The sequence below is a fragment of the Rugamonas rubra genome (assembly GCF_900114705.1).
GTDB lineage: Bacteria > Pseudomonadota > Gammaproteobacteria > Burkholderiales > Burkholderiaceae_D > Rugamonas > Rugamonas rubra.
This window is the reverse complement of the sequence record NZ_FOTW01000007.1, coordinates 192,254-217,903: the sequence shown is the minus strand read 5'-3', so window position 1 is coordinate 217,903 and position 25,650 is coordinate 192,254. Positions and strand designations below refer to the sequence as shown.

The following is a 25,650-nucleotide window of genomic DNA, read 5'->3' as shown; positions in this document are numbered from 1 at the left end:
GGTGCGGTGATGTGCTCGGCAGAATATACGCATTTCGCGAAGTTCTCTATTTGGTGGCAAAAGATTGTGTGGAACTGAAGCAGACGTTCGGCGCGGCTGACTATGTTTCCAAGAAATTCACCGTGTTCGATGTGGCTGGAAACAATTACCGTGTTATCGCGGTTATCCACTACAACACGCAAACCGTGTATATCCGCCATGTATTTACGCACAGCGAATACAACAAGTGGACGAAAGACAATCGAGGAAAATGACGATGCAATCCCTAGCGAACAGCTTGCCTGAACTCACCAGCGCATGGATGGCTCTGCAAACCCATGCGCAGTTGCGGCCGATTCGCGACGATGCTGATTTCGCGCGCATGCAGGCGTATGCCAACTTGCTGGCCGACAGTGTAGGCGATGACGAAGAGCATCCTTTGTATTCCTTGTTCGAGATCGTGATGGAGTTGATCGAACGGTGGGAGGCGGTGCATGTCACGATCCCGACGGCGCCACCGCGTGAAGTCCTGCGGTTTTTGCTTGAAGCCAATGGCCTCAAGCAAAAAGATCTCGCGGAGATCGCCTCGCAAACGCTGGTGAGCGACATTCTGGCGGGACGCCGCGAGATCAGCAAACGTCTGGCCAAGTCGCTCGCCGCGCGGTTTCACGTCGATATCGGCGCTTTTATCTGACGGCTGCCCGCGCTCCGGACCAGCATTCGCTGTTGGACCGCCATTTCTAACGTTTGGGAGGCAAACGCTTTGAACTTGGTGAGGGCGGTACGTCATAGCTGGCCACGTAATGATCGATCAGCGCGCGCAGCATGCGCTGGTATTGGCTGTGGTTTTTCGCGGCCTCCGACTTGAAGAAGTCCACGCTCTTTTTACTCAACGTGAGCGTGACCTTGACTGTTTCTTCCCGAAAGATGAGTTGGTCGGGAGGCGGTAGAAAATCTGCGATCACCCTGGCTTCGATCGGTTCATCGGTGTATTTGATTCTCGCGTTCATAGATTGCTTTCCCCTTCCTCCAGTAGCCAGCGCCAAAGATGCGAATTATGCCGTTCCGATAGGTAAATCGCACCGATAGGATCTCCCCGTTGACCATGCCAAAACAGAAATAGCGCTGTTCGGACTTGCTATGCGCTACGTCCTCGGCGACGACCCGCTTGGGATCCGCAAACGCCAGTTGGGCCATGGAAAAGGGAACGCCATGCTTTAAGCGGTTGATGACATCCTTGCTGTAGTCCCATTCGAACTGCGGTGTCATAGATTAGGCTAGCACGAAGCAGAAAAAATGCCATAAAAATGTATGGCTGCTTGTATGGTTGTGGTTGGCTTGCGCGGGCATTGGCGGCGGCGGGGCGTTTCCGCAGCGAAGCGCCTTCTGCCATGGCCTCAATCGCGGTATCATAGGCCTCATTCTGTCGTCGCCGGCAGATCCGTATAAACGATTTGATCAATCTTCATGCACACTCCAGCTAGAACCGATGTCGCCGGGCGCCTCGCGCAGCTGCGCCTGGCCATGGGCCGCCACCAGATCGACGCGCTGATGGTGCCGTCGGCCGATCCGCACTTGTCGGAGTACCTGCCGGCGCGCTGGCAGGGCCGGCAGTGGCTGAGCGGCTTCACCGGCTCGGTCGGCACGCTGATCGTTACCGCCGACTTCGCCGGCGTCTGGACCGACGCGCGCTACTGGACCCAAGCCGAAACGGAACTGGCCGGCAGCGGTGTGCAATTGATGAAGCTGCCGTCCGGCGCCAGCGTCGATTACATCGGCTGGCTGGCGGCGCGCATGAGCAGCGGGCAGACGGTGGCGGTGGACGGCGCCGTGCTGGGCCTGGCCACGGCGCGCTTGCTGGCGCAGGCGCTGGACGCTTCCGGCGTCGCGCTGCGTAGTGATCTCGATGTGCTCGACGAGGTGTGGACGGAGCGCCCGGCGCTGCCGGCCGCGCCGGTCTACGAGCACCTGCCGCCGCACGCTGTGAAGAGCCGCGCCGACAAGCTGGCCGAACTGCGCGCCGGCATGGCCGCGCTGGGCGCCGGCCGCCACCTGATCTCGACCTTGGACGACATCGCCTGGCTGTTCAACCTGCGCGGCGCCGACGTCAACTTCAATCCCGTCTTCCTGGCCCACGCCCTGATCGGCCCGCAGCGCGCCACGCTGTTCGTCGGCGAGGACAAGATCGCGCCGGCCCTGCGCGCCACGCTGGAGCAGGACGGCGTCGACCTGGCGCCCTACGCCAGCCTGGCCGCCGCGCTGGCCGCGCTGCCGTCCGAATCGACCCTGCTGCTCGACCCGCGCCGCCTGACCCACGGCACGCGCCAGGCCATCCCGGCCGGCGTGACCGTGGTCGAGTCGATCAACCCGACCACCTTCGCCAAATCGCGCAAGAGCGCGGCGGAGGCTGCCCACGTGCGCGCCACCATGGAGCAGGACGGCGCCGCGCTGTGCGAGTTCTTCGCCTGGCTGGAGCAGACCCTTGCCGAGGCGCGGCGCGCGCCGCTGACCGAGCTGGCCATCGACCGCGAGCTGACGGCGGCGCGGGCGCGCCGGCCCGGCTTCGTCAGCCCCAGCTTCGGCACCATCGCCGGCTTCCGCGCCAACGGCGCCATCATGCACTACCGCGCCACGGAGACTTCGCACGCCGTCATCGAGGGCGACGGCCTGCTGCTGATCGACTCCGGCGGCCAGTACCTGGGCGGCACCACCGACATCACCCGGGTGGTGCCGGTCGGCGCCGTCACGGCGGCGCAGCGGCGCGACTTCACGCTGGTGCTGAAGGGCGTGATCGCGCTGTCGTCGGCGCAGTTCCCGCGCGGCGTCAAGTCGCCCATGCTCGACGCCATCGCCCGCGCCCCGTTGTGGGCCGAGGGCATCGACTTCGGCCACGGCACCGGCCACGGCGTCGGCTACTTCCTCAACGTGCACGAGGGGCCGCAGTCGATCTCGCCGTCGGCCATGCCGGAGCCGCACACGGCGATGGAGGAGGGCATGATCACCTCGATCGAGCCGGGCATCTACCGGCCCGGCCAGTGGGGCATCCGCATCGAGAACCTGGTGCTCAACGTGGCCGCCGCCGAGGGCGAATTCGGTCCCTTCCTGCGTTTCGAAACGCTGACGCTGTGCCCGATCGACACGCGCTGCGTCGAGCTGGCACTGTTGCGCGCCGACGAGCGCGCCTGGCTCAACGACTACCACGCGCGGGTGCGCGAGCGGCTGCGGCCGCACCTGGCCGGCGCCGCGCTGGCCTGGCTGGAACAACGCACGGAGGCCGTATGAGCGGCCGTTCCACCCGCGCCACCTCGGCCGTCGACCGCCTCAAGGCGCGCAGCGGCAATCCGAAATACTCGATGTCGCGCACCGGCAGCGGCCTGTTCTTCCTGACCGAGGCGCCGGGCGGCGCGCCGCTGTGCGCGCCGCTGGAGCTGGACGACTTCGTCGCCTTCGTCAACGGCCACGGCCCGCAGACGCCACGCCGCGTCAGCAAGCTCGATGTCGCGTTTGAAAAGCAGTTGAACAAGAAAGCCCCAGGCTAAGGCGGCGCGGGCCCGTCCCGCGCCGCAGCGTGCGCCGAACCGGCGCCAACTTTGACAACAGGGCCGCCATGCCAAGCATCGAATTCCTCTCCGCCTACTGGTCCACCGGCGAGCTGGCCACCAACGGCGTGATCCTGCTCAACCTGGTCGGCGCGTTGCTGCTCGGCCTGATGGTCGGCTACGAGCGCTCCTACCACGGCCGCGCCGCCGGCATGCGCACCTACGGCCTGGTGTGCATGGCCTCGGCGGCGCTGACGGTGATCGGCGGCTACCCCGGCTTCTGGTTCGGCGGCCACGTCACCGCCATCACCACCGGCACCGACCCGACCCGCATCATCCAGGGCATCGTCACCGGCATCGGCTTCCTCGGCGCCGGCGTCATCATGCGCGAGGGCTTCAACATCAGCGGCCTGACCACCGCCGCCTCGATCTGGGCCTCGTCGGTGATCGGCGTGATGTGCGGCGTCGGCTTCTACCTGTCGGCGATGGGCCTGGCGCTGCTGTGCGCGATGTCGATGATCTTCCTGTCCAAGCTGGAGGCCTGGCTGCCGTCGCGCCACGCGGTGGCCATCACCATGCGCTTCAAGCAGAACTACATGCCGCAGGAGCCGGCGCTGCGCGCCATGGCGCTGGCGCGCGGCTACGAGATCGCCGGCGGCTCGCTGATGATCGGCAGCGACAACGGCCGCCAGGAGTGGCGCTTCGTGGCCATCGCGCTGAGCAAGCGCAGCGGCTCCTCGCTGGCCGCCGTGGCCGCCGAGCTGGCCGCGTTCGACGGCATCGACAGCTTCCAGCTGTCGCACGCCCGCAACTAGTCGGCAGCGGCATGACCTCAAGGGAGCGGAACATGATGAATCCACAGGCAAGGGCGGTGTTCGAGTTCTGGTTCCCGCCGCCGGGCAGCCCCGGCCACGGCGCGGCGCGGCGCGAATGGTTCCAGAAGGACGCCGGCTTCGATGCCGCCATCGGCGCGCGCTTCGGCGCGCTGGTCGAGCTGGCGCTGGGCGGCGGCCTGCGCGACTGGGACGCCGAGGGGCCGCAGGCGGCGCTGGCGCGCATCCTGCTGCTCGACCAGTTCAGCCGCAACGTCCACCGTGGCACGGCGCGCGCCTTCGCCGGCGACGCGCTGGCGCTGCGCGCGGCGCAGGACATGGTCGACGCCGACGAGGACCTGGCGCTGCCGCCGCTGCAGCGCGCCTTCATCTACCTGCCCTTCGAGCACGCCGAGGACGACGAGATGCAGGTGCAGTCGGTCGGCCTGTTCACCCGGCTGGCGCAGGTGGGGCCGGAGTTCGCCGGCATGCTCGACTTCGCCCACCGCCACCGCGACGTCATCAAGCGCTTCGGCCGCTTCCCGCACCGCAACGCCATCCTCGGCCGCGCCTCGACGGCCGAGGAGCAGGCCTTCCTGCTGCAGCCGGGCTCGGGCTTCTGATGCGGCGCCTGAACCTGGTCGGCGGCGGCCACGTCGGCGGCGTGCTCGGGCGGCTGTTCGCCCAGGCCGGCGCCTTCGCCGTGCAGGACGTGCTGACCCGCTCGCCGGCGTCGGCGCGGCGCGCGGTGGAGTTCATCGGCGCCGGCCGCGCCGTGGCCCGCGCCGACGAACTGCGCCCGGCCGGGGTGCTGATGCTGGCCGTCGGCGACGACCAGATCGCGCCGGCCTGCGCGGCGCTGGCGGCCGCCGTGCCGCTGCGCGGCGTGGTGCTGTTCCACTGCAGCGGCGCGCTGGCCTCGGACCAGCTGGCGGCGGCGCGCGCCGCCGGCGCGCTGGCGGCCAGCGTGCACCCGATCCGCAGCTTCGCCGACCCGGCCGCCGTGGCGGCCTCGTTCGCCGGCACCTTCTGCGGCGTCGAGGGCGACGCCGGGGCGCTGGCCGTGCTGGAGCCGGCGCTGCTGGCGATCGGCGCGCGGCCGGTGCGCATCGAGGCGGCGGCCAAGACGGTCTACCACGCCGCCGCCGTGTTCGCCAGCAACTACCTGGTGACCGTGCTCGACGCCGCGCTGCGCGCCTACCAGGCGGCCGGCATCCCGGAGGCGGTGGCGCGCGAGCTGGCGCGGCCGCTGGCCACCGAGTCGATGGAGAACGTGTTCCGGCTGGGCGCGGCGGCGGCGCTGAGCGGGCCGATCGCCCGTGGCGACCTGGCCACCGTGGCGCGCCAGCAGCGCGCCGTGGCGGCCTGGGACGAGCCCACCGGCCGCTTGTACCAGGACCTGGTGGCGCCGACCGAGGCCCTGGCGCGGCGCAAAAAGAGCGGCTGAACGGGGCTGCCGGCCGCGCGCCGGCCGGCGGCGCCGATTTTCTTGCAAATTAACATTCCGCAACTATATTTTAAAGAGAAGCTTGCCAATTCCGCCTGCCGTATTAATGCTACGGTTTCACAAATAATTGCCGGGATTAGTCGACAAACAAGGGAATTAGCAATAAGCTTGATTCTTGGAATGTTTTCTACAAGAATCTAGAACTCAGAAAAACAGGTCAACACGAGAACGCGGGCCCGGCCCGGGCCATTTGCATAGGGGTAAGAGCATGTTATTTCTGAAAAGTACCAACGTCACCAAGGCACCTGGCATCTACGAGGTCGATATCGCGGCCAAACCACCCGGCAAGACCTACGGCGTGTTCCTGGCCACCGATCCGGACAATCCGCCCACCGAAGTGCTGGCCGCGCTCGCCGCGCTGGGCTTCCAGGGCACCTACAGCTCCGGCTATACCCACAAGGACCGCGGCAAGGTGCTCGACCTGCATTTCCAAAAAGACGGCACCGACCTGTTCAAGGGCTGGAAGGACGAGGAGCGCGAAGTCAACATGGCCGCCATCACCAGTCTGTTCAGCGGCATCGGCATCGAGATCGCGCCGCGCGTGATGTCGCTGGCGGAAGCCTACGCCTGATGTAGCGGCTCCCGGCCACGGCCGGGGGCCTCAGTCGAGCGCGTCGATGTGGTACAGCGCCCAAGGGCAGGAGGCGAAACGCTCCGGCAGCGCCTTGGCCCCCGTATGATAGCGCGCATGGACTTGTTTTCCGACCACGCCGCCGCCACGCTGTGCCCGATTCCGATCGAGGACGGCGAACTGTCGTTCATCCAGTGCCTGCCGCTGGGTTTGCCGGCGGACGAGGTCATGGCCAGACTGCTCGCCGAGACCGACTGGCGCGCCGAGCACATCACCGTCTGGGGCAAGCGCCACGCCCAGCCGCGCCTGACCGCCTGGCACGGCGAGAAAGCCTACCGCTATTCCGGCATGACCTTGGCGCCGCTGCCGTTCACCCCGCTGCAGCTGCAGCTCAAGCGGGCGGTCGAACAGGCCAGCGGGCGGCGCTTCAACAGCGTGCTGCTCAACTACTACCGCGACGAGCGCGACAGCATGGGCTTCCACAGCGACGACGAGGCGGAGCTGGGGCCGCAGCCGGCCATCGCCTCGCTCAGTTTCGGCGCGCCGCGCAACTTCGTCCTCAAGCACAAGCGCCGGCCGCTGACCGTCAAGCTGGCGCTGGGCGGGGGCAGCCTGTTGTTGATGGCGGGAACCCTGCAGCAGCACTGGCGCCACGGCATCAACAAGCAGAGCCGGCCCTGCGGGCCGCGCCTCAACCTAACCTTCCGCAACATCTGTTAAGTTCGGCAAACTCCGTCTTAAACCTCTTCAGTGGACAGATATTCATAGTGGTATTGTCTGTTTGATACTGTTAAATCCCCGCTTACATCTCGTCACACTTCTTACGACTTGGGCATGCATGTGGCCTGCCGAGGGTGCTATCTTGGTCACATCGCAATTCAGAGAACTGCGATCCCAAGCAAGTCCACAAACTATTTTGCTGAAAGATCCACATCATGAAAAAAATTCTGTTCGCATTGATTGCAAGCGCTACCGCTCTGACGGGTGTTGCCCAGGCCGCCGACGCCGGCACCGGTTACGTCGGCGCCGGCCTGGTCGGCAGCCGCTACAAATTCGACACCCCGATCACCAGCAGCAGCGACGACCGCAGCGGCAGCAAGGTCTCGGGCAAGCTGTTCGCCGGCTACAACCTGGACAAGAACTGGGCGGTTGAAGGCGGTTACACCGATTTCGGCAAGAATAGCTACAACTACACGCTGAACGGCGCCACCGGCAAGGTCGAGAGCAAGTCCAACTCGCTGTATCTGGCCGGTAAGTACAGCCAGCCGATCAACGAACAGTTCGCCGTCTTCGGCAAGCTGGGCGTGGCACGCAACCACAGCACCATCAGCACCAGTGGCGCGGCCAACGGCATCGGCAACGGCGGCAACAAAACCGCGCTGTACGCCTCGGTGGGCGGCGAGTACGCGATCAACAAGAACGTCTCGCTGTCGCTCGAGTATGAACACTACGGCAAGAACGAAAGCGACCTGGGCCGCAAAACCGGCGCCATCACCGGCGGCCTGCGCTACAACTTCTAACACTACACTAGGCCGGCGGACGCCTTGCGGCGCCCCCCGGCTTGTCCAGTCGAGGCCGGATGCGACAGCGGCGGCCCTGGTGCCGCCAATGTCCTTGTGTCCGCCTCCCCCGACAAAAAAACGGCACGGTCTTGATGACCGTGCCGTTTTTGTTTTTGCCGCTGTAAGCAGACTTACACCGTCAGTGGCTTGTAGCGGATGCGCTTGGGCTTGGCGCCCTCCTCGCCCAAACGTTTCTTCTTGTCGGCTTCGTATTCCTGATAGTTGCCGTCGAAGAAGGTCACTTGCGAGTCGCCCTCGAAGGCCAGGATGTGGGTGGCGATGCGGTCGAGGAACCAACGATCGTGCGAGATCACCATCACGCTGCCGGCGAACTCGAGCAGCGCGTCTTCCAGCGCGCGCAGGGTTTCCACGTCCAGATCGTTGGACGGTTCATCGAGCAGCAGGACGTTGCCGCCCATGAGCAGGGTCTTGGCCAGGTGCAGACGGCCGCGTTCGCCGCCGGACAGGTTGCCGACGATCTTTTGCTGGTCGCCGCCCTTGAAGTTGAAGCGGCCCAGGTAGGCGCGCGACGGCATCTCGAAGCGGCCGACGGTGAGCATGTCGGCGCCGCCGCAGACGTCCTCGAAGACGGTCTTGCCGTCGCTCAGGGAGTCGCGGTTCTGGTCGACGATGGAGACGCGCGCGGTCTGGCCGATCGCCACTTCGCCGCTGTCCGGCTGTTCCTTGCCGGTGATCATCTTGAACAGCGTCGACTTGCCGGCGCCGTTCGGGCCGATGATGCCGACGATGGCGCCGGCCGGCACGGTGAACGACAGGTTGTCGATCAGCAGGCGGTCGCCGAAGGCCTTGGTGACGTTCTTGAACTCGATGACCTCGTTGCCCAGGCGCTCGGCGACGGGGATGAAGATCTCCTGCGTCTCGTTGCGCTTCTGGTATTCGTGCTCGGACAGCTCGTTGAAGCGGGCCAGGCGGGCCTTCGACTTGGCCTGGCGGCCCTTCGGATTCTGCCGTACCCATTCCAATTCCTTGGCGATGGTCTTCTGGCGCGACGACTCGGTGGCCTCCTCCTGCTTCAGGCGGTTGCCCTTCTGCTCCAGCCAGGACGAGTAGTTGCCCTTCCACGGGATGCCGTGGCCACGGTCGAGCTCGAGGATCCACTCGGCGGCGTTGTCGAGGAAGTAGCGATCGTGGGTGATGGCGACCACGGTGCCGGGGAAGCGCAGCAGGAATTGCTCGAGCCAGTCGACCGATTCGGCGTCCAAGTGGTTGGTCGGCTCGTCGAGCAGCAGCATGTCGGGTTTCGACAGCAGCAGGCGGCACAGCGCGACGCGGCGCTTCTCGCCGCCCGACAGCACGCCGATCTTGGCGTCCCAGGGCGGCAGGCGCAGCGCGTCGGCGGCCATTTCCAGTTGCAGGTTCAGGTTGCCGCCGTCGGAGGTGGAGATGATCGCCTCCAGCCGGGCCTGCTCGTTGGCCAGGGCGTCGAAGTCGGCGTCCTCCTCGGCGTAGGCGGCGTAGACGGCTTCCAGCTTGGCTTGCGCCTCGAACACCTCGCCCAGGCCGGACTCGACCACCTGGCGCACGCTCTGCTCGGGGTCGAGCACCGGTTCCTGCGGCAGGTAGCCGATGTTCAGGCCGGGCATCGGCACGGCCTCGCCCTGGATGTCGGTGTCGATGCCGGCCATGATTTTGAGCAGGGTCGACTTGCCGGAGCCGTTCAGGCCCAGCACGCCGATCTTCGCGCCCGGAAAGAAGGACAGCGAAATATCCTTGAGGATCTGGCGCTTGGGCGGAACGATTTTGCCCACGCGGTTCATGGTGTAGACGTAATTTGCCATTGAGAATCTCGGTGAAAATAAAGAAAATGGGCGGAAATGCCGAAGAGGACGACAGGATACGATAAATCGTCCCCGCCGCACACTAAATTCAGCCGGTCCGGGGCGGCCCGGCCGCCCTGTATCACCCGGGCCGGCCCGGGCGCGGCGGCGCCGCCGCGGCCGGGTAAAGCAGGCCTGGCGGCCTCAGCCGGCGCGCCGCCGGGTCGCCCACAGGCCCTCGGCCACGTACAGGCCGAGCGCGCCCCAGATGACGGCGAAGCCGGCCAGCCGCTCCGGCGTGAAGGTCTCGTGGAAGAACCAGACGCCGAGCAGCATCTGCATGGTCGGCGAGATGTATTGCAGCATGCCCAACACCGACATCGGAATGCGCCGCGCGCCGGCGGCGAACAGCAGCAGCGGGATGGCGGTGATCGGCCCGGCCGCCGCCAGCAGCCAGCGGGTGGCGTCGTGCTCGCTGTTGAGGAAGGTGTTCTGGCCGTGCAGGCTGAGCCAGACCACGTAGGCCAGCGCCGCCGGGAACAGGATCATGGTCTCGAAGGACAGGCCCTCGAGCGCGGCCAGCGCCGCCATCTTGCGCAGCAGGCCGTAGCCGCCGAAGGTCAGGCCCAGCGTCAGGGCGATCCAGGGCAGCTGGCCGGCCTGCCAGGTCAGCCAGGCGACGCCGCAGGCGGCCAGGCCGATGGCCAGCCACTGCGGCCGGCGCAGCTTCTCCTTGAGCACCAGCAGGCCGAGCAGCACGTTGACCAGCGGATTGATGAAGTAGCCCAGGCTGGCGTCGATGACGTGGCCGTGGTTGACGGCCCAGATGTAGACGAACCAGTTGGCGGTGAGCAGCACGGCGCTGGCGACGAAGCTGGCCACCACGCGCGGCTCGTGGCGCAGCCGCAGCAGCCACTTCCACTGGCCGCGCACGCTTAGTATTATGCTCAGAAACAACAGCGACCACAGCATGCGGTGCGCCAGGATCTCCAGCGGCGGCACCTCGCCGATGGCGTGGAAATACAGCGGGAACAGGCCCCAGCAGAGGAAGGCCAGGGTGGCGTAGACGATACCGGTGTTCATAGGGGGGCGCGGGGCGGCGGCGACAGGGCCGGACATTATCGCCGAATTGCCGCGCCGACGCCGGCGCCGCCGGCGCCGCCGTTTTTCGAATAGGCCGGCGGCGCCGCGCGGGGTACACTGTTGCATGTGATACAGACGAGGCCCAGACGCATGTCAAAATATTCTTGCTATTTGCAAATACTTATCCTATTGTGCAACGCACCAAAACAACAACAGGTGCCATCTTGACCGCGCAACACTCCTCCAAAAGCTCGCTCGCCGCGCTGACCCTGGCCGCCGTCGGCATCGTCTACGGCGACATCGGCACCAGCCCGCTGTACACCCTGAAGACCATCTTCGACCCCGAGCACGGCCTGGCGCTGAACACGCCCAACCTGCTCGGCATCATCTCGCTGATCTTCTGGGGCCTGACGATGATCGTCTCGCTCAAGTACGTCAGCCTGGTGCTGCGCGCCGACAACCGCGGCGAGGGCGGCATCATGGCGCTGATGGCGCTGGCGCTGAACTCGGTCAACAAGATCTCCAAGTGGCACTTCCCGCTGATGATGCTGGGCGTGTTCGGCGCCACCATGTTCTACGGCGACAGCGTGATCACCCCGGCCATCTCGGTGCTCGGCGCGATCGAGGGGCTGGAGGTGGCCGCGCCCGGCATGGCGCAATACGTGGTGCCGCTGACCATCATCGTGCTGGTCTCGCTGTACGCCGTGCAGCGCCACGGCACGGCCGGCATCGGCCGCTGGTTCGGCCCGATCATGGTGGTCTGGTTCGCCGCGCTGGCCGTCATGGGCCTGGTCAACATCGTCGAGGCGCCGCAGGTGCTGGCCGCGCTCAACCCGCTGCTGGCGCTGCGCTTCATGCTGGAGAACCGCTTCATCGCCTTCATCGCGCTCGGCGCGGTGGTGCTGGCGCTGACCGGCGCCGAGGCGCTGTACGCCGACATGGGCCACTTCGGCAAGCGGCCGATCCGCTTCGCCTGGTTCCTGATCACCTTCCCGGCGCTGGCGCTGAACTACCTGGGCCAGGGCGCGCTGCTGATGAACCATCCGGAGGCCATCTCCAACCCCTTCTTCCAGCAGCTCGGCGCCTGGAGCGTCTACCCGCTGGTGGTGCTGTCGACCATGGCGGCGGTGATCGCCTCGCAGGCCACCATCTCCGGCACCTTCTCGATGACCAAGCAGGCCATCGCCCTGGGCCTGCTGCCGCGCATGCGCGTGCTGCACACCTCGGAGAGCGAGATCGGCCAGATCTACATCCCGGCCGTCAACTGGCTGCAGCTGATCGTCGTGCTGATCGCCGTGGTCGGCTTCGGCTCGTCGGACAAGCTGGCCGGCGCCTACGGCATCGCCGTCACCGCCACCATGCTGGCCACCACGGTGCTGACCTTCTTCGTCATCCGCTACCGCTGGAACCTGCCGCTGTGGCTGTGCTTCGGCGCCACCGGCTTCTTCATCGTCATCGACATCCTGCTGTTCTCGGCCAGCACGCTGAAGTTCTTCCACGGCGGCTGGTTCCCGATCCTGCTCGGCGCCGTGCTGTTCACCGTGATGATGACCTGGAAGCGCGGCCGCGCGCTGGTGTTCGAGAACCTGCAAAAGCACGCCATCCCGCTGGAGGAATTCCTGCAGTCGCTGTTCGTGGCGCCGCCGACGCGGGTGCCCGGCACCGCCATCTTCCTGCGCGGCGAGAGCGACGGCGTGCCGCACGCCCTGCTGCACAACCTGTCGCACAACAAGGTGCTGCACGAGCGCGTGGTGTTCTTCACCGTGCACATCCTCGAGGAGCCCTACGTGGCCGAGAACGAGCAGGTGCGCATCACCGAGCTGGGCCACAACTGCTACCAGCTCAATGTGCACTACGGCTTCAAGGACGAGCCGGACATCCCCAAGGTGCTGGCCCTGTGCGCCCAGCACGAGCTGCCGTTCGAGATGATGGAGACCTCCTTCTTCATCGCCCGCCAGACCGTCATCTCGACCCCCGGCGCCGGCATGGCGCCGTGGCGCGAGCACCTGTTCGTGGCCATGTCGCGCAACGCCCGCGGCGCCGCCGACTACTACCAGATTCCCACCAACCGGGTGATCGAACTGGGCACCCAGGTGGAAATTTGAGACAAAAAGTTGTAACCGAATGTAGCGGCCGCGGGGAGCTCCACGCGGTCTGCTAAACTTCGCCAGCTAGCGGCGCGCGCGGCAGTGCGCGCACGCCACCACCAACAAGACAAGGGTCACCATGAAATCGAAGTTTCACATTCTCGCGGCGCTGGTTTGCGCGGCGGCCTTGACCGCCTGCGGCGGCGGTTCCAGCAACAACAACAGCACGCCGGCGGTGGTGCAGCCGGCCTTTAGCACCAGCGACAACAACAGCGCGGTCCTGCCCGGCGCCGTCAAGGCGGAAGCCGGCAAATCCATCACCGTCCACTACACCGGCTGGCTGTACGACGCCAGCAAGGGCGACAAGAAGGGCGGCAAGTTCGACAGTTCGGTCGACCGTGGCCAGCCGATCAACATCGTGCTGGGCACCGGCCAGGTCATCGCCGGCTGGGAACAGGGCCTGCCCGGCATGCTGGTGGGGAGCAAGCGCACCCTGGTGATCCCGGCCAACCTGGCCTACGGCGCCGGCGCCAAGGACGCGCAGAAGGACGCCAGCGGCAACGTCCTGAAGGACCCCAGCGGCGTCCCTTACGTCGGCATCCCGGCCAACTCGGCGCTGCTGTTCGAGATCGAACTGATCAGCGTAAACAGCGTCGTGCCGCCGGTCGACGTGTTCCCGCCTGCGCTGGTGAAGACCGACCTGGTGGTCGGCGCCGGCGCCGAGGCCGTCGCCGGCAAGGCGCTGACCGTGAACTACACCGGTTGGGTCTACACCAGCTTGACCAGCGACAACAAGGGCGCCAAGTTCGACAGCTCGGTAGGCCGTGGTCCATTCCCCTTCACCCTGGGCGCCGGCGAGGTCATCAAGGGCTGGGACCTGGGCGTGGTCGGCATGAAGGTCGGCGGCACGCGCCGCCTGGTCATTCCGGCCGACCTGGCCTACGGCGCCGCCGGCAGGCCGCCGACGATCCCGGCCAACGCCTCGCTGCTGTTCGAGATCGAACTGTTGACGGTCAAGTAAGCCGGAGGCGCGCCGCCGCGCGGCGCCGATGGAACAGGGCGACTTCCGGGTCGCCCTTTTTTTCGCCCGGCTTTTTTGGTCCGCGCCGGCGCTCGATCGCGCAGCGCCGGCGTTGGCTTCGGGCTGAGCTACTAGCGCAGCATGTCGATGTGCGCGATGCCGTCCTCGTCGTAGGGCGCGCTGGCGGTGCGGAAGCCGAAACTGGCGTAGAACCGCTCCAGCCGCTGCTGCGCGCCGATGCGGCAGGCGTGGCCGGGATGCAGCCGCTCGGCGTGGGCCAGGCCCTGCGCCACCAGCAGGCGGCCGACGCCGCCGCCGCGCGCCGATTGGGTGGTCAGCACGCGGCCCAGCGACATCTCGGTGTACTTGGCGCCCGGCGCCAGGCAGCGCAGATAGGCCACCAGCTCGCGTCTGCCGTCGACCTGCTGCCAGCCCATCAGGTGGTGGGCGGCCGGGTCGTGGCCATCGATGTCCGGGTAGAGGCAGGTTTGCTCGAGCACGAACACCTGCTGGCGCTGGCGCAGCACCTCATACAAGTCGGAGTTGGGGATGTGGTCGAACGACAGCCATTGCCAGTCAATCATGTGTGCCTCGGAGCGGATCGGAGCGATGATTGTAAGGCAGGGCGGGAATCGGCGTGCCGACGCAAGCGGCGCCGCGCTCCACGGGGGAGGGCGGCGCCGTTGACGCTGCGCTGGGCGGACGGCCGCGCGGCCGTCCTGCGTCGCTTATACCAAGGCTTAGACCCGGGGCTTAGACCAGGGGCTTAGACCAGGGTCAGGGTGACGTCGATGTTGCCACGGGTGGCGTTCGAGTACGGGCAGACGATGTGGGCGGCGGCGACCAGCTTCTCGGCTTCGGCGCGGTCCAGGCCCGGCAACGAGATCTTCAGTTCGACTTCGATGCCGAAGCCGGTCTCGATGGCGCCGATGCCGACCGTGCCTTCGACCGAGACGTCGGCCGGGACGGCGATCTTGTCGCGGCCGCCGACGAACTTCATGGCGCCGATGAAGCAGGCCGAGTAGCCGGCGGCGAACAGTTGCTCGGGGTTGCTGCCGACGGCGCCGGCGCCGCCCAGTTCCTTCGGCGTGGTCAGTTTGACGTCGAGCACTTGGTCGGACGAGACGGCGCGGCCTTCGCGGCCACCGGTTGCGGTGGCGTTGGCGCGGTACAGGACTTGTTTGATGGACATGATGGTTTCCTTTTCAGTGAGTGGGAACAGCTTGTTCGAGAATATTGCAACAAAATTGTTTGCTATTAAATAGCAAGCTACTTACTTCAAAAAACGACTACGGGGTGTTCGCTTACGTCCGGCGCCGCAACTGCGCCGCCCATGAGCACACTATAGATCGCACACAATTAAATAGCAAGCGATATTTATCGGTGCTTGAAGCGCGTGCTTGCAAGCCCAGCGTGGCCGACGCGGCGTTGGCCGCATGCCTTCAACATCATCAGTAGTGGTAGCGGCAGCCCACGATGTAAATGGTGCCGCCTTCCGCCACATAAAGCAGGCGATGTTCGCGGTCGATGCGGCGCGACCACAAGCCAGTCAAGTTTCCTTTCAGCGGCTCAGGCTTGCCCGTTCCTTTGAAAGGGTTGCTCATGCATTCATCGATCAGGTCGTTGATCCTATCGACCAGTTTGGGATCTTCCTTCTGCCAGTACTGATAGTCTTCCCAAGCAATTTCCGTAAAGGAAACGGATGACTGCTTAGCTTGCTCTTTGTTTTTTGCTTTGTTGTTTTTCATTCCGGATAAGCTCCATCGGGCGGGTCTTGCCGGCATTTAGCTGTTCAAGTGACGCCATCAAACGGCTGGCGTTGTTCGGCGAACCGAGGAGGTACAGCGTTTCCTCAATGCTGTTGAAATCCGCCAATGACAACATCACGACAGGTTCGCCGCTTTGGCGGGTAATGATTGTCGGGCTGTGGTCGCTACATACGTCGTCCATCACAGCCTTCAGTCCAGCGCGAGCCTCGCTAAAAGTAAGGATGTTCATGATTTACCTCTCATCGCCGAGGGTGCCCGACCAGCTACAGGCCACCAGGGCAAAACAAAAACAAAAAGGGAACTGCCGCGCCGCAATTTGCAAGGCGCGCACGAGAAGAGAATGGATAGTGGTGCCGAATGGCCGGTACTGTCCGATTCCACGAAATCATTGTACGTATTTCTGTACAATGCGTCAAACCTTTGGAGCCCATCCTGTCTTGCGCCGGAAAGCAGATGTGGCCCGGGCCTACAAGGCCGTCTCGAAGCCTTCGAGCACGTTCACCACGTTGACGCCGAGCTCCTTGACGGCGTAGCCGCCCTCGAAGATGAAGACGGTCGGCAGGCCCAGGTAGGCCAGCCGCTCGCCCAGGCGCAGGTAGTCGGCGCTATGCAGGGTGAAGCGCGACAGCGGGTCGCCGGCGAAGGTGTCGACGCCGAGCGAGACCACCAGCGCGTCGGCGCCGAAGCCGGCCAGGCGGATGCAGGCCGTCTCCAGCGCGGCGAACCAGGCTGGCGCGCCGCTGCCGGGCGGCAGCGGCAGGTTCAGGTTGTAGCCCAGGCCGGCGCCCTCGCCGCGCTCGTCGGCGTGGCCCAGGTAGAACGGGTACTCGTGGCGCGGGTCGGCGTGCAGCGAGATGAACAGCACGTCGGCGCGGCCGTAGAAGATGCTCTGCGTGCCGTTGCCGTGGTGGTAGTCGAGGTCGAGCACGGCGACCTTGCCGGCGCCGTCGTCGAGCAGGTGCTGGGCGGCCAGCGCGGCGTTGTTGAGGAAGCAGTAGCCGCCGTAGAAGTCGGCGCCGGCGTGGTGGCCGGGCGGCCGGCTCAGCACGAAGCTGGCCCGCTCGCCCAGGCGCAGCGCGTGGGCGGCGTTGACGGCGCAGTCGGCGCCGGTCTTGGCGGCGGTCCAGGTGCCGGCGGTGAGCGGCGTGCCGCTGTCCATCGAGTACAGGCCCAGCTTGGCGCTGAAGTTGTCCGGCTCGATGTCGTGGCGCAGCGTGCGCACCGGCCACACCGAGGCGATGGCGTCGCGCCCGGCGTTGGCCGGGTCGAGCGCCAGCCAGTCGCTCCAGGCGTGGCGCAAAAAGTGCAAGTAGCGTGGCGTGTGGATGCGCTCGAGCGACATCAGCGGCACGCCCTGCGGCGTGACGATGCGGCCCAGGCCGCGCCGGCCCAGCTCGGCCAGCACGGCGTCGGCCCGGGCCGGCGTCTCGAAGCAGGGCACCATGGCGCCACGGAAGAACTCGCCGCGGCCGTGGTGCAGGCCGTGCTGCTCGTTGTAGAAGGTTAGCACCGCCGGTCCGTCCGCGCGCTCAGTCGCAGTCGCCGCTGTTGTGGCACAGGTTGCTGGCGCGGTAGGCCGCGACGTAGTCGTCGAAGTCGATGTGCGGCGCGCGCTCCATCTCGTCCTGTTCGGCCAGCGAGGCGGCGGCCAGGCCGTCGAAGTAGCCGGCCTCGGCGGCCGTCGGCGGACGGGCGCGGAAGTGGGCGGCGTGGCGCTCGCTCTGGCGCAGGCCGAAGGCGGTGAAGGAGCCGCCGTTGCCGCGCAGCTCGGCCAGCACGCGGGCCGACGGCGTCAGCCCGGGGTCGGCCAGCTTGGCCGCCTGCGCCGTCATCGCCTCGGCGTGGACCGCGTCGCCGCGCGCCGCGTCGAGCAGGGCCGCCACCGGCGCGATGCGCGCCAGCAGCTCTTCGCCCAGCTGGCGCAGGCCGACCTCGCGCGCGCCGTCGTGCAGCGTCAGGCCGGGCCGGCGGCCCTCCTTGACGGTGCGGGCGAAGTTGTCGGTGTGGCGGGCGCCCTCGGCCTCGTCGATCGGGGCGCTCTCCTCGAGCGCGCAGAAGAGCAGGAAGGCGTCGAGGAAGCGGCCGGTCGGCACGCTGATGCCGACCGGTTCGAACGGGTCGACGTCCATGCAGCGCACCTCGATGTACTGCACGCCGCGCGAGCACAGCGCCTGGATCGGCCGCTCGCCGGTGCGGATCACCCGCTTCGGCCGGATCGTCGCGTAGTACTCGTTTTCGATCTGCAGCACGTTGGTGCTCAGCTGGACCCACTCGCCGTCCTGCTTGGTGCCCAGCTTGGCGTAGGGCTCGTAGGGCTGGTTGACCGCCTTGGTCAGCGCGGCGACGTAGCTGTCGAGGCAGTTCTCGTGCGGGCTGAGGCCGGACTGGGCGTCGTTCTGGTAGCCCAGGTCGCTCATGCGCAGGCTGGTGGCGTAGGGCAGGTAGAGGGTGTCGTCGGAGAGCCGCTCGAGGTTGTGCTGGCGGCCGCGCAGGAAGCAGCTCGACAGCACCGGCGAGGCGCCGAACAGGTACATCAGCAGCCAGCTGTGGCGGCGGAAGTTGCGGATCGTCGCCAGGTAGCGCTCGGACTGGTAGGCCATCGCCGAGCGCTGGCCGGCGCCCTCCTCGTGCTCGGCCAGCACGCGCCACAGGCGTTCGTCCAGCGAATAGTTGTAGTGGATGCCGGCGATGCATTGCATGGCCTTGCCGTAGCGCAGCGCCAGGCCGCGCCGGTAGACGTGCTTGAGCATGCCCAGGTTGGACTTGCCGTACCAGGCGATGGTGATGTCGGGCTCGCCCGGCAGCAGGCAGGGCATCGACTGGCTCCACAGCAGCTCGCCGCCCAGCTTGCTGTAGGCGTAGCGGTGGATGCCGTCGAGCTTGTCTATTGTCGTGGCGATGTCGGCCTCGGCCGGGGTGATGAACTCCAGCAGCGCCTCGGCGTAGTCGGTGGTGATCTGCGGATGGGTCAGGGCCGAACCGAGCGCGACGGGATGCGCCGTCGCCGCCAGGTGGGCCTGCGGGTCGACCCGCAGGGTTTCTCGCTCGATGCCGCGCAGGCCGCCCAGCAGCGCGTGGTGCTGCCGGTCGGCCAGCAGGGCCAGGCGGCGAGTCAATAGATTGGACAATTTGATCTTCCTTTCTGTGCATCAAACAAATTATTTGTGCGAGAGTAACCGAAAACAGGCAAGCGCGTCGGCGGTGGCGCCAGACCGGTCCGGCGCCGTTCGGCGCGGCCGGCTGGCGGCCGGGGATTGCTTGATATATTAACAAAAGTCGCGGCGGCGGGGCGCTGCCGCTGCCGCCCGCCATGCTGCGCCGGCACGGGCCGCCGGGGCGCGATGCCGGCGCGGCCGCCGGCGCGGCGCCGCTATGGCACGCGGCCGCCGCTGACCCGCTCGATGCCGGCCAGGTCGCGCCAGCTCTGCACTTCGGTGTATCCTTGTGTGCGCAACAATTCGCGCACGGCGGCCGACTGGTCGTAGCCGTGCTCCATCAGCAGCCAGCCGCCCGCCACCAGGTGGCGCGGCGCGCCGGCGGCGATGCGGCGCAGCGCCGCCAGGCCGTCGGCGTGGTCGGTCAGCGCACCGACCGGCTCGAAGCGCAAATCGCCCTCGGCCAGGTGGCGGTCGCCGCTGGCGATGTAGGGCGGGTTGGAGACGATCAGGTCGAACACCTCGTCGCCGCCGCCGTTGTCGCCCTCCAAGGCGGCGTACCAGTCGCTGTGCAGCAGGCGCAGGGCGACGCCGTTGCTGGCGGCGTTGCGGCCGGCCACGGCCAGCGCCTCTGTGCTGACGTCGAGCGCGGTGATGGCGGCGTCGCGCCGGTTGTGCGCCAGCGCGACGGCGATGGCGCCGCTGCCGGTGCCCATGTCGAGCAGGCGGCCGCCGGTGGGCAGGCGCTCCAGCGCCAGTTCGACCAGCAGCTCGGTGTCGGGACGGGGGATCAGCACGGCCGGCGTGACCTCGAAGGGCAGGCCGAAGAACTCGCGCCGGCCGACGATGTAGGCGATCGGCTCGCCGGCCAGGCGGCGCGCCAGCAGCGCGGCCAGGCGCCGCGCCTCGTCCTCCGTCAGCAGGCGTTCCGACTGGGTGATCAGGCCGACGCGCGACAGGCCCAGCGCGTGGCACAGCAGGATGCGGTTGTCCAGCGGGTCGAGCGCGTTCTGCACCTGTAGCGAGGCGATGCTGGCGCCGGCGGCGACCGCCGCCGCCGACAAAGGCGGCCGACCCTGGCCGCTCATGCGCGGCGGCGGCGCAGCAGCGCCCAGGCCAGCACCAGCGCGCAGATGCCGAACCACAGCAGCGACCACATCGGGATCGACAGGCCGAACCACGGCGCGGTGGCGTCCTCGCACAGGCCGTCGGCGCGGAACACGGACGGCAGGTAGGTGGCGGTGGGGAACTTGTTGAGCATGGTCTCCATTGGGTCGATGCCGCAGGACAGGCCGGGGTGGGCCAGGATGTACAGGTGCTTGCCGGCCACGCCCAGGCCGGCCAGCGCCGCCACCAGGCCCAGGCCGGCGCCCGGCGCCGCCTTGCGGCCGGCGGCACCCCACAGGCAGCCGATGGCGACGAGCAGGAACAGGTAGCGCTGGATCACGCAATACGGGCAGGGCAGCATGTCCAGCACGTGCTGCAGGTACAGGGCGGTGGCCAGCAGGCCGAGGCAGGCGGCGGCGAGGGCCAACAGCAGGGTACGCGTTTGAATCATGGGCAATTCCGGTCAGGTTAGGGAAACGGCGGCGAACGGCGCGGCGCGGACGACGACAAGGACGACGACGGTGGCGCCGCGCCGCGGCTCATTCTCGCATAAAGCCGTCGGGCCGATCTTAGCCGGCCCTTAAACTTTCGCCGCCACGCCGCCGCCGCGTCGCCGCAGCGCCGCGCCTAGTCGCCCAGCGCGGCCAGCAGCTCGGCCTGGTGCTCGGCGGCCAGCGCGTTGGTCAGCTCGACCAGGTCGCCGTCCATGATGAAGTCCAGCTTGTACAAGGTCAGGTTGATGCGGTGGTCGGTCATGCGGCCCTGCGGGAAGTTGTAGGTGCGGATGCGCTCGCTGCGGTCGCCCGAGCCGATCAGGCTCTTGCGGGTGGCCGCCTCCTGCGACTGCTGGGCGCGCAGCTGCACGTCCTTGATGCGCGCCGCCAGCACCTTCATCGCCGAGGCCTTGTTCTTGTGCTGGCTGCGGTCGTCCTGGCACTCGACCACGATGCCGGTGGGCAGGTGGGTGATGCGCACGGCCGAGTCGGTCTTGTTGATGTGCTGGCCGCCGGCGCCGGAGGCGCGGTAGGTGTCGATGCGCAGCTCGGACGGGTTGATGTTGACGTCCTCGACCTCGTCGGCCTCGGGCATCACCGCCACCGTGCAGGCCGAGGTGTGGATGCGGCCCTGGGTCTCGGTGGCCGGCACGCGCTGCACGCGGTGGCCGCCCGACTCGAACTTCAGCTTCGAATACACGCCGTTGCCGACCAGGCGCACGATCACCTCGCGGTAGCCGCCCAGGTCGGACGGCGACTCCGACACCATCTCCACCTGCCAGCGGTTGCGCTCGGCGAAGCGGGTGTACATGCGCAGCAGGTCGCCGGCGAACAGGGCCGACTCGTCGCCGCCGGTGCCGGCGCGGATCTCCAGGAAGATGTTGCGTTCGTCGTTGACGTCCTTCGGCAGCAGCATGGTCTGCAGCTCGCGCTCGAGCGTCGTCATGCGCGTCTTGGCCGACTCGATCTCGTCCTGGGCGAAGTCCTTCATGTCCGGGTCGGCCAGCATCTCCTGGGCGGTGGCGATGTCGGCGCTGGCCTCCTGGTAGTTGTGGAACAGCGCCACCAGCGGGCCCAGTTCGGCGTGCTCGCGGGTCATTTTGCGGTAGTTGTCCATGTTGGCGGTGGCGCCTTCGGACATCAGCAATTGGTCGAGTTCAACCAGGCGGTTCGCCAGTTGCTCCAGCTTGGCCAGCATTGATGGTTTCATAGCTTATTCGGTGAGAGTGTTCGTCGTGGATGGGGAATCGGCGCGCGCCGCGGCGGCGCCGGCCGCCGGCGCGCGGCGGCGGAAAAACGGCAGGGACGCTAACGGCGGCCGCGGAACAGCTGCGGCAGCAGGCTGGCCAGTTGGGCCCGTTCCTCGCCCTGGGCGCGGTGCAGCGCCTGCTGCGGGCCGTGCATGAACTTGGCGGTCAGGCCGCGCGACAGCGCCTCGAGCACGGCGTCGACATCCTCGCCCCTGGCCAGCAGCTTGCGGGCGCGCTCGAGCTCGTGCAGGCGCAGCGCCTCGCCGCTTTCTTGCAGGCCCTGGATGACCGGCACCACGGCGCGGTCGTCGATCCAGTGCATGAAGGACTGGACGCGGGTTGCGATGATCGCCTCGGCCTGGGCCACGGCGGCCTGGCGGTTCTCCATGCCGGTCTGCACCACCTTGCCGAGGTCGTCGACGGTGTACAGGAAGACGTCGCTGAGGCGGCCGACCTCGGCCTCGATGTCGCGCGGCACGGCCAGGTCGACCATGAACATCGGCTTGTGGCGGCGCGCCTTGATGGCCCGCTCGACCAGGCCGAGGCCGATCAGCGGCAGCGACGAGGCGGTGCAGGAGATGACGATGTCGAACTGGTGCAACTGGGTCTGCAGCTCGGCCAGGCGGATGGCGCGGCCGTTGAAGCGGTGCGCCAGCTGCTCGCCGCGCTCCATGGTGCGGTTGGCGATGGTGATGCTTTTCGGGTTCTGCGCGGCGAAGTGGGTGGCGCACAGCTCGATCATCTCGCCGGCGCCGATGAACAGCACGTTCTGCTCGGCGATCTTGTCGAAGATGCGCTGCGACAGGCGCACGGCGGCGGCCGCCATCGACACGCTGTGGGCGCCGATCTCGGTGGTGCTGCGCACCTCCTTGGCCACCGAGAAGCTGCGCTGGAACAACTGGTGCAGATAGGTGCCCAGGCCGCCGGCGGCGTCGGCGGTGCGGATGGCGTCCTTGATCTGGCCCAGGATCTGTGTCTCGCCCAGCACCATCGAGTCGAGCCCGGAGGCGACGCGGAAGGTGTGGCGCACGGCGTCGTGCTGCGGCAGCAGGTACAGGTGGGGGCGCAGCTCGGCGTAGTTGAGCTTGTGGAAGTCGGCCAGGAAGTGGGCGCCGGCGTCGAGCGAGTCGGCGCCGTGGCTGGCCGCGTACAGCTCGGTGCGGTTGCAGGTCGACAGGATGGCCGCCTCGTCGCTGCCGTGCGGGTCGTGCCGCTCGAACCAGGCGCGCGCCGCCACCACCGCCTGGCCCAGTTGCTCGGGGGCGAACGCCAGCTGCTCGCGTAGGGACACGGGAGCGGAGTGGTGGTTCAGGCCGACGGCGAGCAGTTGCATTTCGGGACCAAGCAGGAGACGTTGAGCGACATTATACCGTGTTGCAAGGGCATCCTGCCCGGCGATCGGGGCCGGCGCCGCCGAACGGCCGTGGCGGCGGCCCGCTGGTTGGGGCCGGAGCGGCGCGGGCTCAGGCGCCCAGCTTCTCCAGCCGGTAGCCGTAGCTGTACACCGGCACCAGGCGGAAGCCGTTCTCCGGCTTAAGTTGCAGTTTGTTGCGCACGCGCGAGACGTGGGTGTCCATGGTGCGCGACGGCACGGCCGTCTCGCGTATCCACACCGCCTCGTGGATGTAGGCGCGCGACAGCGGCCGGCCGATGTTGCGGAAAAACAGCAGCGCCAGGTAGAACTCCTTGTGCGTGACGTCGAGCACGATGCCGTCCATCAGCAGGCGGCCGGGCCGCGTCTCGAAGATGTACTGGCCGAACTGCAGCTGCTCGGCGCCGTTCTGCGCCGGATAGGCGCGCCGCAGCAGCGCCTGCACGCGCGCCACCATCTCGCTGCGGCGCAGCGGCTTGATCATATAGTCGTCGGCGCCGGCGGCCAGGCCGGCGACGATGTCGTCCTCGCCCGAGCTGGTGGTCATGAACATCACCGGGGCGTTGTCGGTCAGCTTGTCGCGCACGCGGCGCAGCACCTCGGCGCCGCTCAGGTCGACCACCTGCCAGTCGAGGATCAGCATGTCGTAGCTGTCCTTGCGCAACTGCGCCTGCAAGTCCTTGCTGGTTTGAAAACTATGGCAGGCGTGGCCGGCCGACGTCAGCACCTGGCATATCAGATCGGCTTGGCTGCGGTCGTTGTCAAGTACGGCGATTCTCATGATTGAACAGGATAGAGCGACCGGCGGCACCACTTCTGCCACCCGTCGTGAAATGTTAAGGAATAGTCACTTTGAATATAACAGAGATTTACAAAATTAGTTAGTAAAAAAGCTAAAAACTTTTCTTTTGGACATAAATGTTACTTTTATGCGAACTCAGCTGACGTTTATACGGTACACGGTAACATGGCCGAGTTCAATCAAAAAATGGCCGAAAAGCAAGTCTACATGCGGCCTGGCGGCCCTCGCGGGGGCCGAAAAACACGCTGGCGAGGCCGGCGGAACAGTACCGGGGGAGTACCGCCTCATAGGGCGGACGGCGACGCGGCGGCCGCTGTACCGGCGGCAATTGGCGCTGGCGCCGTTTGTGGCGCGCTTGCCGCTTTTTTGGGCGGTGGTCGCGGCGGTGGCGCGCGCCCGGGTGCCGGGCGCGGCGACGGCGTCCGGCGACTTGTATAGGCGGACGGGGCGGCGCGGCGGACGACGCGGTTAGCGTGCTAAGGGGTAAGTTTGTGACACGAAGCATGCCACGGGGAATTGAACCGGGAGTGCGACTGGGAATGCAGGGAGGCGGCCCGGCAGGGGGGCAGGAGGGGCCTGGGCGGCCGGCGGCGGCCGGCAGGGCGCCGGCGCCGCTGGGGGCGCCGGGCCGGCGGTGTTGCCGGCATTGCCAGGGTGCCGGATCAGGCGTCCGGCAGCACCACGTTGACGTCGAGCACCTCCAGGTTGCCCTGGCGGTCCAGCGAGATCTTGATGTCGTCGGCGTTGACCTTGGTGTACTTGGAGATCACCTCGATCAATTCCTTGTGCAGGGCGGGCAGGAAGTCCGGGCCGCCACGGCCGTTGCGCTCGCGCGCGATGATGATCTGCAGCCGTTCCTTGGCCGCCGAGGCGGTTTTCGGTTTGGAAGGGAACAGAAAGGAAAGCAGAGCCATGTCACTTGCTCCCAAAAATGCGCTGCAGCAGGCCGGGCTTTTCGTAGGTGGTAAAGCGCAGCGGCACGTCCTGGCCGAGGAAGCGCGAGACCACGTCTTCGTAGGCCTCGGCCACGTCGGTGCCCTTGAAGTGGATCGCCGGATTGCCCTGGTTGGAGGCGTGCAGCACCGATTCCGACTCGGGGATGATGCCGATCAGGGGAATGCGCAGGATCTCCTGCACGTCCTCGTGCGACAGCATCTCGTCGGCCTCGACCCGTTTCGGCGAGTAGCGGGTGATCAACAGGTGTTCCTTGACCGGTTCGCCGCCCGTCTGGGCGCGGCGCGACTTGGCCTGGATGATGCCGAGGATGCGGTCGGAATCGCGCACCGACGACACTTCCGGGTTGGTGACGATGATGGCCTCGTCGGCGAAGGTCAGCGCCATCAGCGCGCCGTGCTCGATGCCGGCCGGCGAGTCGCAGATGATGTACTCGAAGCCCATGTTGATCATCTCGTGCAGCACCTGTTCGACGCCGTCCTCGGACAGGGCGTCCTTGTCGCGCGTCTGCGAGGCGGGCAGGATGAACAGGTTGTCGCAGTGCTTGTCCTTGATCATGGCCTGGGTCAGCGAGGCCTCCTTGTTGATCACGTTGATCAGGTCGTACACCACGCGGCGTTCGCAGCCCATGATCAGGTCGAGGTTGCGCAGGCCGACGTCGAAGTCGATCACGGCGGTCTTGTGGCCGCGCATGGCCAGGCCGGTGGAGAAGCTGGCGCTGGAAGTCGTCTTACCGACACCGCCCTTGCCGGACGTTACAACAATAATTCTTGCCACAAATAATCCTTTTCAGAGTGCGAGCGTAAGC

At 66.8% G+C, this 25,650-nt stretch carries 29 protein-coding genes; 12 read left to right on the top strand and 17 right to left on the bottom strand.

Going from position 1 to position 25,650, the window contains the following annotated elements; translation table 11 throughout:
* Nucleotides 1–11: 11 nt before the first annotated feature.
* Nucleotides 12–254 carry a type II toxin-antitoxin system HigB family toxin gene (locus BM252_RS32180; RefSeq protein ID WP_425442266.1) on the top strand — a complete coding sequence of 81 codons (243 nt, stop codon included), beginning with the start codon at nucleotides 12–14 and terminating at the stop codon, nucleotides 252–254.
* A complete protein-coding gene (locus BM252_RS07315) occupies nucleotides 251–673 on the top strand; it encodes a helix-turn-helix domain-containing protein (RefSeq protein ID WP_245774141.1) in 423 nt (140 codons plus the stop codon). The genes BM252_RS32180 and BM252_RS07315 overlap by 4 nt, the downstream gene beginning before the upstream one ends.
* 46 nt (nucleotides 674–719) lie before the next feature.
* On the opposite strand, the gene BM252_RS07310 is transcribed toward BM252_RS07315, so the two are convergent.
* Together BM252_RS07310 and BM252_RS07305 are read right to left on the bottom strand one after the other, a co-directional pair.
* A complete protein-coding gene (locus BM252_RS07310; RefSeq protein WP_093385665.1) occupies nucleotides 720–989 on the bottom strand; it encodes a hypothetical protein in 270 nt (89 codons plus the stop codon).
* The gene (locus BM252_RS07305) at nucleotides 961–1,248 is read right to left on the bottom strand and encodes a BrnT family toxin (protein ID WP_093385663.1); all 288 of its coding nucleotides are present in this window, start codon (nucleotides 1,246–1,248) and stop codon (nucleotides 961–963) included. Before BM252_RS07305 ends, BM252_RS07310 begins: the two co-directional genes overlap by 29 nt.
* A gap of 198 nt (nucleotides 1,249–1,446) precedes the next feature.
* On the opposite strand from BM252_RS07305, the gene BM252_RS07300 reads away from it, so the two are divergent.
* The 8 genes from BM252_RS07300 to BM252_RS07265 all read left to right on the top strand — a co-directional run bounded on the left by BM252_RS07300 (nucleotide 1,447) and on the right by BM252_RS07265 (nucleotide 7,928).
* Complete coding sequence (locus BM252_RS07300; protein WP_093385660.1) at nucleotides 1,447–3,261, top strand: aminopeptidase P family protein; 1,815 nt, start codon at nucleotides 1,447–1,449, stop codon at nucleotides 3,259–3,261.
* Nucleotides 3,258–3,518 (top strand): hypothetical protein, encoded by a 261-nt coding sequence (locus BM252_RS07295; RefSeq protein ID WP_093385657.1) that lies wholly within the window; start codon nucleotides 3,258–3,260, stop codon nucleotides 3,516–3,518. The genes BM252_RS07300 and BM252_RS07295 overlap by 4 nt, the downstream gene beginning before the upstream one ends.
* A 68-nt stretch (nucleotides 3,519–3,586) precedes the next feature.
* Complete coding sequence (locus BM252_RS07290; protein ID WP_093385655.1) at nucleotides 3,587–4,333, top strand: MgtC/SapB family protein; 747 nt, start codon at nucleotides 3,587–3,589, stop codon at nucleotides 4,331–4,333.
* Between the two features lie 35 nt (nucleotides 4,334–4,368).
* On the top strand, nucleotides 4,369–4,953 hold the full coding sequence (locus BM252_RS07285) for a DUF924 family protein (protein WP_093385652.1): 585 nt from the start codon (nucleotides 4,369–4,371) through the stop codon (nucleotides 4,951–4,953).
* Nucleotides 4,953–5,777 (top strand): Rossmann-like and DUF2520 domain-containing protein, encoded by an 825-nt coding sequence (locus BM252_RS07280; RefSeq protein WP_093385650.1) that lies wholly within the window; start codon nucleotides 4,953–4,955, stop codon nucleotides 5,775–5,777. Before BM252_RS07285 ends, BM252_RS07280 begins: the two co-directional genes overlap by 1 nt.
* A 268-nt stretch (nucleotides 5,778–6,045) precedes the next feature.
* Entirely contained in the window at nucleotides 6,046–6,408 is a 363-nt protein-coding gene (locus tag BM252_RS07275) for a hypothetical protein (RefSeq protein ID WP_093385647.1), read from the top strand.
* A 117-nt stretch (nucleotides 6,409–6,525) separates the two neighbouring features.
* Nucleotides 6,526–7,128 (top strand): alpha-ketoglutarate-dependent dioxygenase AlkB family protein, encoded by a 603-nt coding sequence (locus tag BM252_RS07270; protein ID WP_093385936.1) that lies wholly within the window; start codon nucleotides 6,526–6,528, stop codon nucleotides 7,126–7,128.
* Between the two features lie 215 nt (nucleotides 7,129–7,343).
* A complete protein-coding gene (locus tag BM252_RS07265) occupies nucleotides 7,344–7,928 on the top strand; it encodes an outer membrane beta-barrel protein (protein WP_093385645.1) in 585 nt (194 codons plus the stop codon).
* A 173-nt stretch (nucleotides 7,929–8,101) separates the two neighbouring features.
* Here BM252_RS07265 and ettA read toward each other — a convergent pair whose 3' ends face one another.
* A complete protein-coding gene (gene ettA, locus BM252_RS07260) occupies nucleotides 8,102–9,769 on the bottom strand; it encodes an energy-dependent translational throttle protein EttA (RefSeq protein WP_093385642.1) in 1,668 nt (555 codons plus the stop codon).
* 183 nt (nucleotides 9,770–9,952) lie between these two features.
* On the bottom strand, nucleotides 9,953–10,831 hold the full coding sequence (gene rarD / locus BM252_RS07255; protein ID WP_093385640.1) for an EamA family transporter RarD: 879 nt from the start codon (nucleotides 10,829–10,831) through the stop codon (nucleotides 9,953–9,955).
* Nucleotides 10,832–11,055: 224 nt separating this feature from the next.
* Between rarD and BM252_RS07250 the strand changes: the two genes are divergently transcribed.
* Both BM252_RS07250 and BM252_RS07245 read left to right on the top strand, forming a co-directional pair.
* The gene (locus tag BM252_RS07250) at nucleotides 11,056–12,936 is read left to right on the top strand and encodes a potassium transporter Kup (protein WP_093385637.1); all 1,881 of its coding nucleotides are present in this window, start codon (nucleotides 11,056–11,058) and stop codon (nucleotides 12,934–12,936) included.
* A gap of 121 nt (nucleotides 12,937–13,057) precedes the next feature.
* On the top strand, nucleotides 13,058–13,939 hold the full coding sequence (locus tag BM252_RS07245; RefSeq protein WP_093385634.1) for an FKBP-type peptidyl-prolyl cis-trans isomerase: 882 nt from the start codon (nucleotides 13,058–13,060) through the stop codon (nucleotides 13,937–13,939).
* A 131-nt stretch (nucleotides 13,940–14,070) separates the two neighbouring features.
* On the opposite strand, the gene BM252_RS07240 is transcribed toward BM252_RS07245, so the two are convergent.
* The 13 genes from BM252_RS07240 to minD form a co-directional block, all read right to left on the bottom strand.
* Nucleotides 14,071–14,523 (bottom strand): GNAT family N-acetyltransferase, encoded by a 453-nt coding sequence (locus tag BM252_RS07240; protein ID WP_093385631.1) that lies wholly within the window; start codon nucleotides 14,521–14,523, stop codon nucleotides 14,071–14,073.
* A gap of 182 nt (nucleotides 14,524–14,705) precedes the next feature.
* Nucleotides 14,706–15,131, bottom strand: a complete 426-nt coding sequence (locus BM252_RS07235; protein WP_093385629.1) for an organic hydroperoxide resistance protein — start codon at nucleotides 15,129–15,131, stop codon at nucleotides 14,706–14,708.
* A gap of 259 nt (nucleotides 15,132–15,390) precedes the next feature.
* The gene (locus BM252_RS07230; protein ID WP_093385626.1) at nucleotides 15,391–15,687 is read right to left on the bottom strand and encodes a Txe/YoeB family addiction module toxin; all 297 of its coding nucleotides are present in this window, start codon (nucleotides 15,685–15,687) and stop codon (nucleotides 15,391–15,393) included.
* A complete protein-coding gene (locus tag BM252_RS07225) occupies nucleotides 15,650–15,937 on the bottom strand; it encodes a type II toxin-antitoxin system Phd/YefM family antitoxin (RefSeq protein WP_093385624.1) in 288 nt (95 codons plus the stop codon). Before BM252_RS07225 ends, BM252_RS07230 begins: the two co-directional genes overlap by 38 nt.
* 237 nt (nucleotides 15,938–16,174) lie before the next feature.
* Nucleotides 16,175–17,218: a histone deacetylase family protein gene (locus tag BM252_RS07220; protein ID WP_093385621.1), complete on the bottom strand. Its 1,044-nt coding sequence runs from the start codon at nucleotides 17,216–17,218 to the stop codon at nucleotides 16,175–16,177.
* A 19-nt stretch (nucleotides 17,219–17,237) separates the two neighbouring features.
* A complete protein-coding gene (gene gshA, locus BM252_RS07215) occupies nucleotides 17,238–18,836 on the bottom strand; it encodes a glutamate--cysteine ligase (protein ID WP_093385618.1) in 1,599 nt (532 codons plus the stop codon).
* Nucleotides 18,837–19,078: 242 nt separating this feature from the next.
* Nucleotides 19,079–19,951 carry a peptide chain release factor N(5)-glutamine methyltransferase gene (prmC, locus tag BM252_RS07210; protein WP_093385616.1) on the bottom strand — a complete coding sequence of 291 codons (873 nt, stop codon included), beginning with the start codon at nucleotides 19,949–19,951 and terminating at the stop codon, nucleotides 19,079–19,081.
* A complete protein-coding gene (locus BM252_RS07205; protein WP_093385613.1) occupies nucleotides 19,948–20,421 on the bottom strand; it encodes a disulfide bond formation protein B in 474 nt (157 codons plus the stop codon). Before BM252_RS07205 ends, prmC begins: the two co-directional genes overlap by 4 nt.
* A 176-nt stretch (nucleotides 20,422–20,597) precedes the next feature.
* Nucleotides 20,598–21,674, bottom strand: coding sequence for a peptide chain release factor 1 (gene prfA / locus BM252_RS07200; RefSeq protein WP_093385611.1), 1,077 nt, complete (start codon nucleotides 21,672–21,674; stop codon nucleotides 20,598–20,600).
* Between the two features lie 98 nt (nucleotides 21,675–21,772).
* A complete protein-coding gene (gene hemA / locus BM252_RS07195; protein WP_093385608.1) occupies nucleotides 21,773–23,047 on the bottom strand; it encodes a glutamyl-tRNA reductase in 1,275 nt (424 codons plus the stop codon).
* A 130-nt stretch (nucleotides 23,048–23,177) separates the two neighbouring features.
* Complete coding sequence (locus BM252_RS07190; RefSeq protein ID WP_093385606.1) at nucleotides 23,178–23,867, bottom strand: response regulator transcription factor; 690 nt, start codon at nucleotides 23,865–23,867, stop codon at nucleotides 23,178–23,180.
* A gap of 683 nt (nucleotides 23,868–24,550) precedes the next feature.
* On the bottom strand, nucleotides 24,551–24,802 hold the full coding sequence (gene minE / locus BM252_RS07185) for a cell division topological specificity factor MinE (RefSeq protein WP_093385603.1): 252 nt from the start codon (nucleotides 24,800–24,802) through the stop codon (nucleotides 24,551–24,553).
* Between the two features lies 1 nt (nucleotide 24,803).
* Nucleotides 24,804–25,619, bottom strand: coding sequence for a septum site-determining protein MinD (gene minD, locus BM252_RS07180; protein WP_093385600.1), 816 nt, complete (start codon nucleotides 25,617–25,619; stop codon nucleotides 24,804–24,806).
* Between the last annotated feature and the right edge of the window lie 31 nt (nucleotides 25,620–25,650).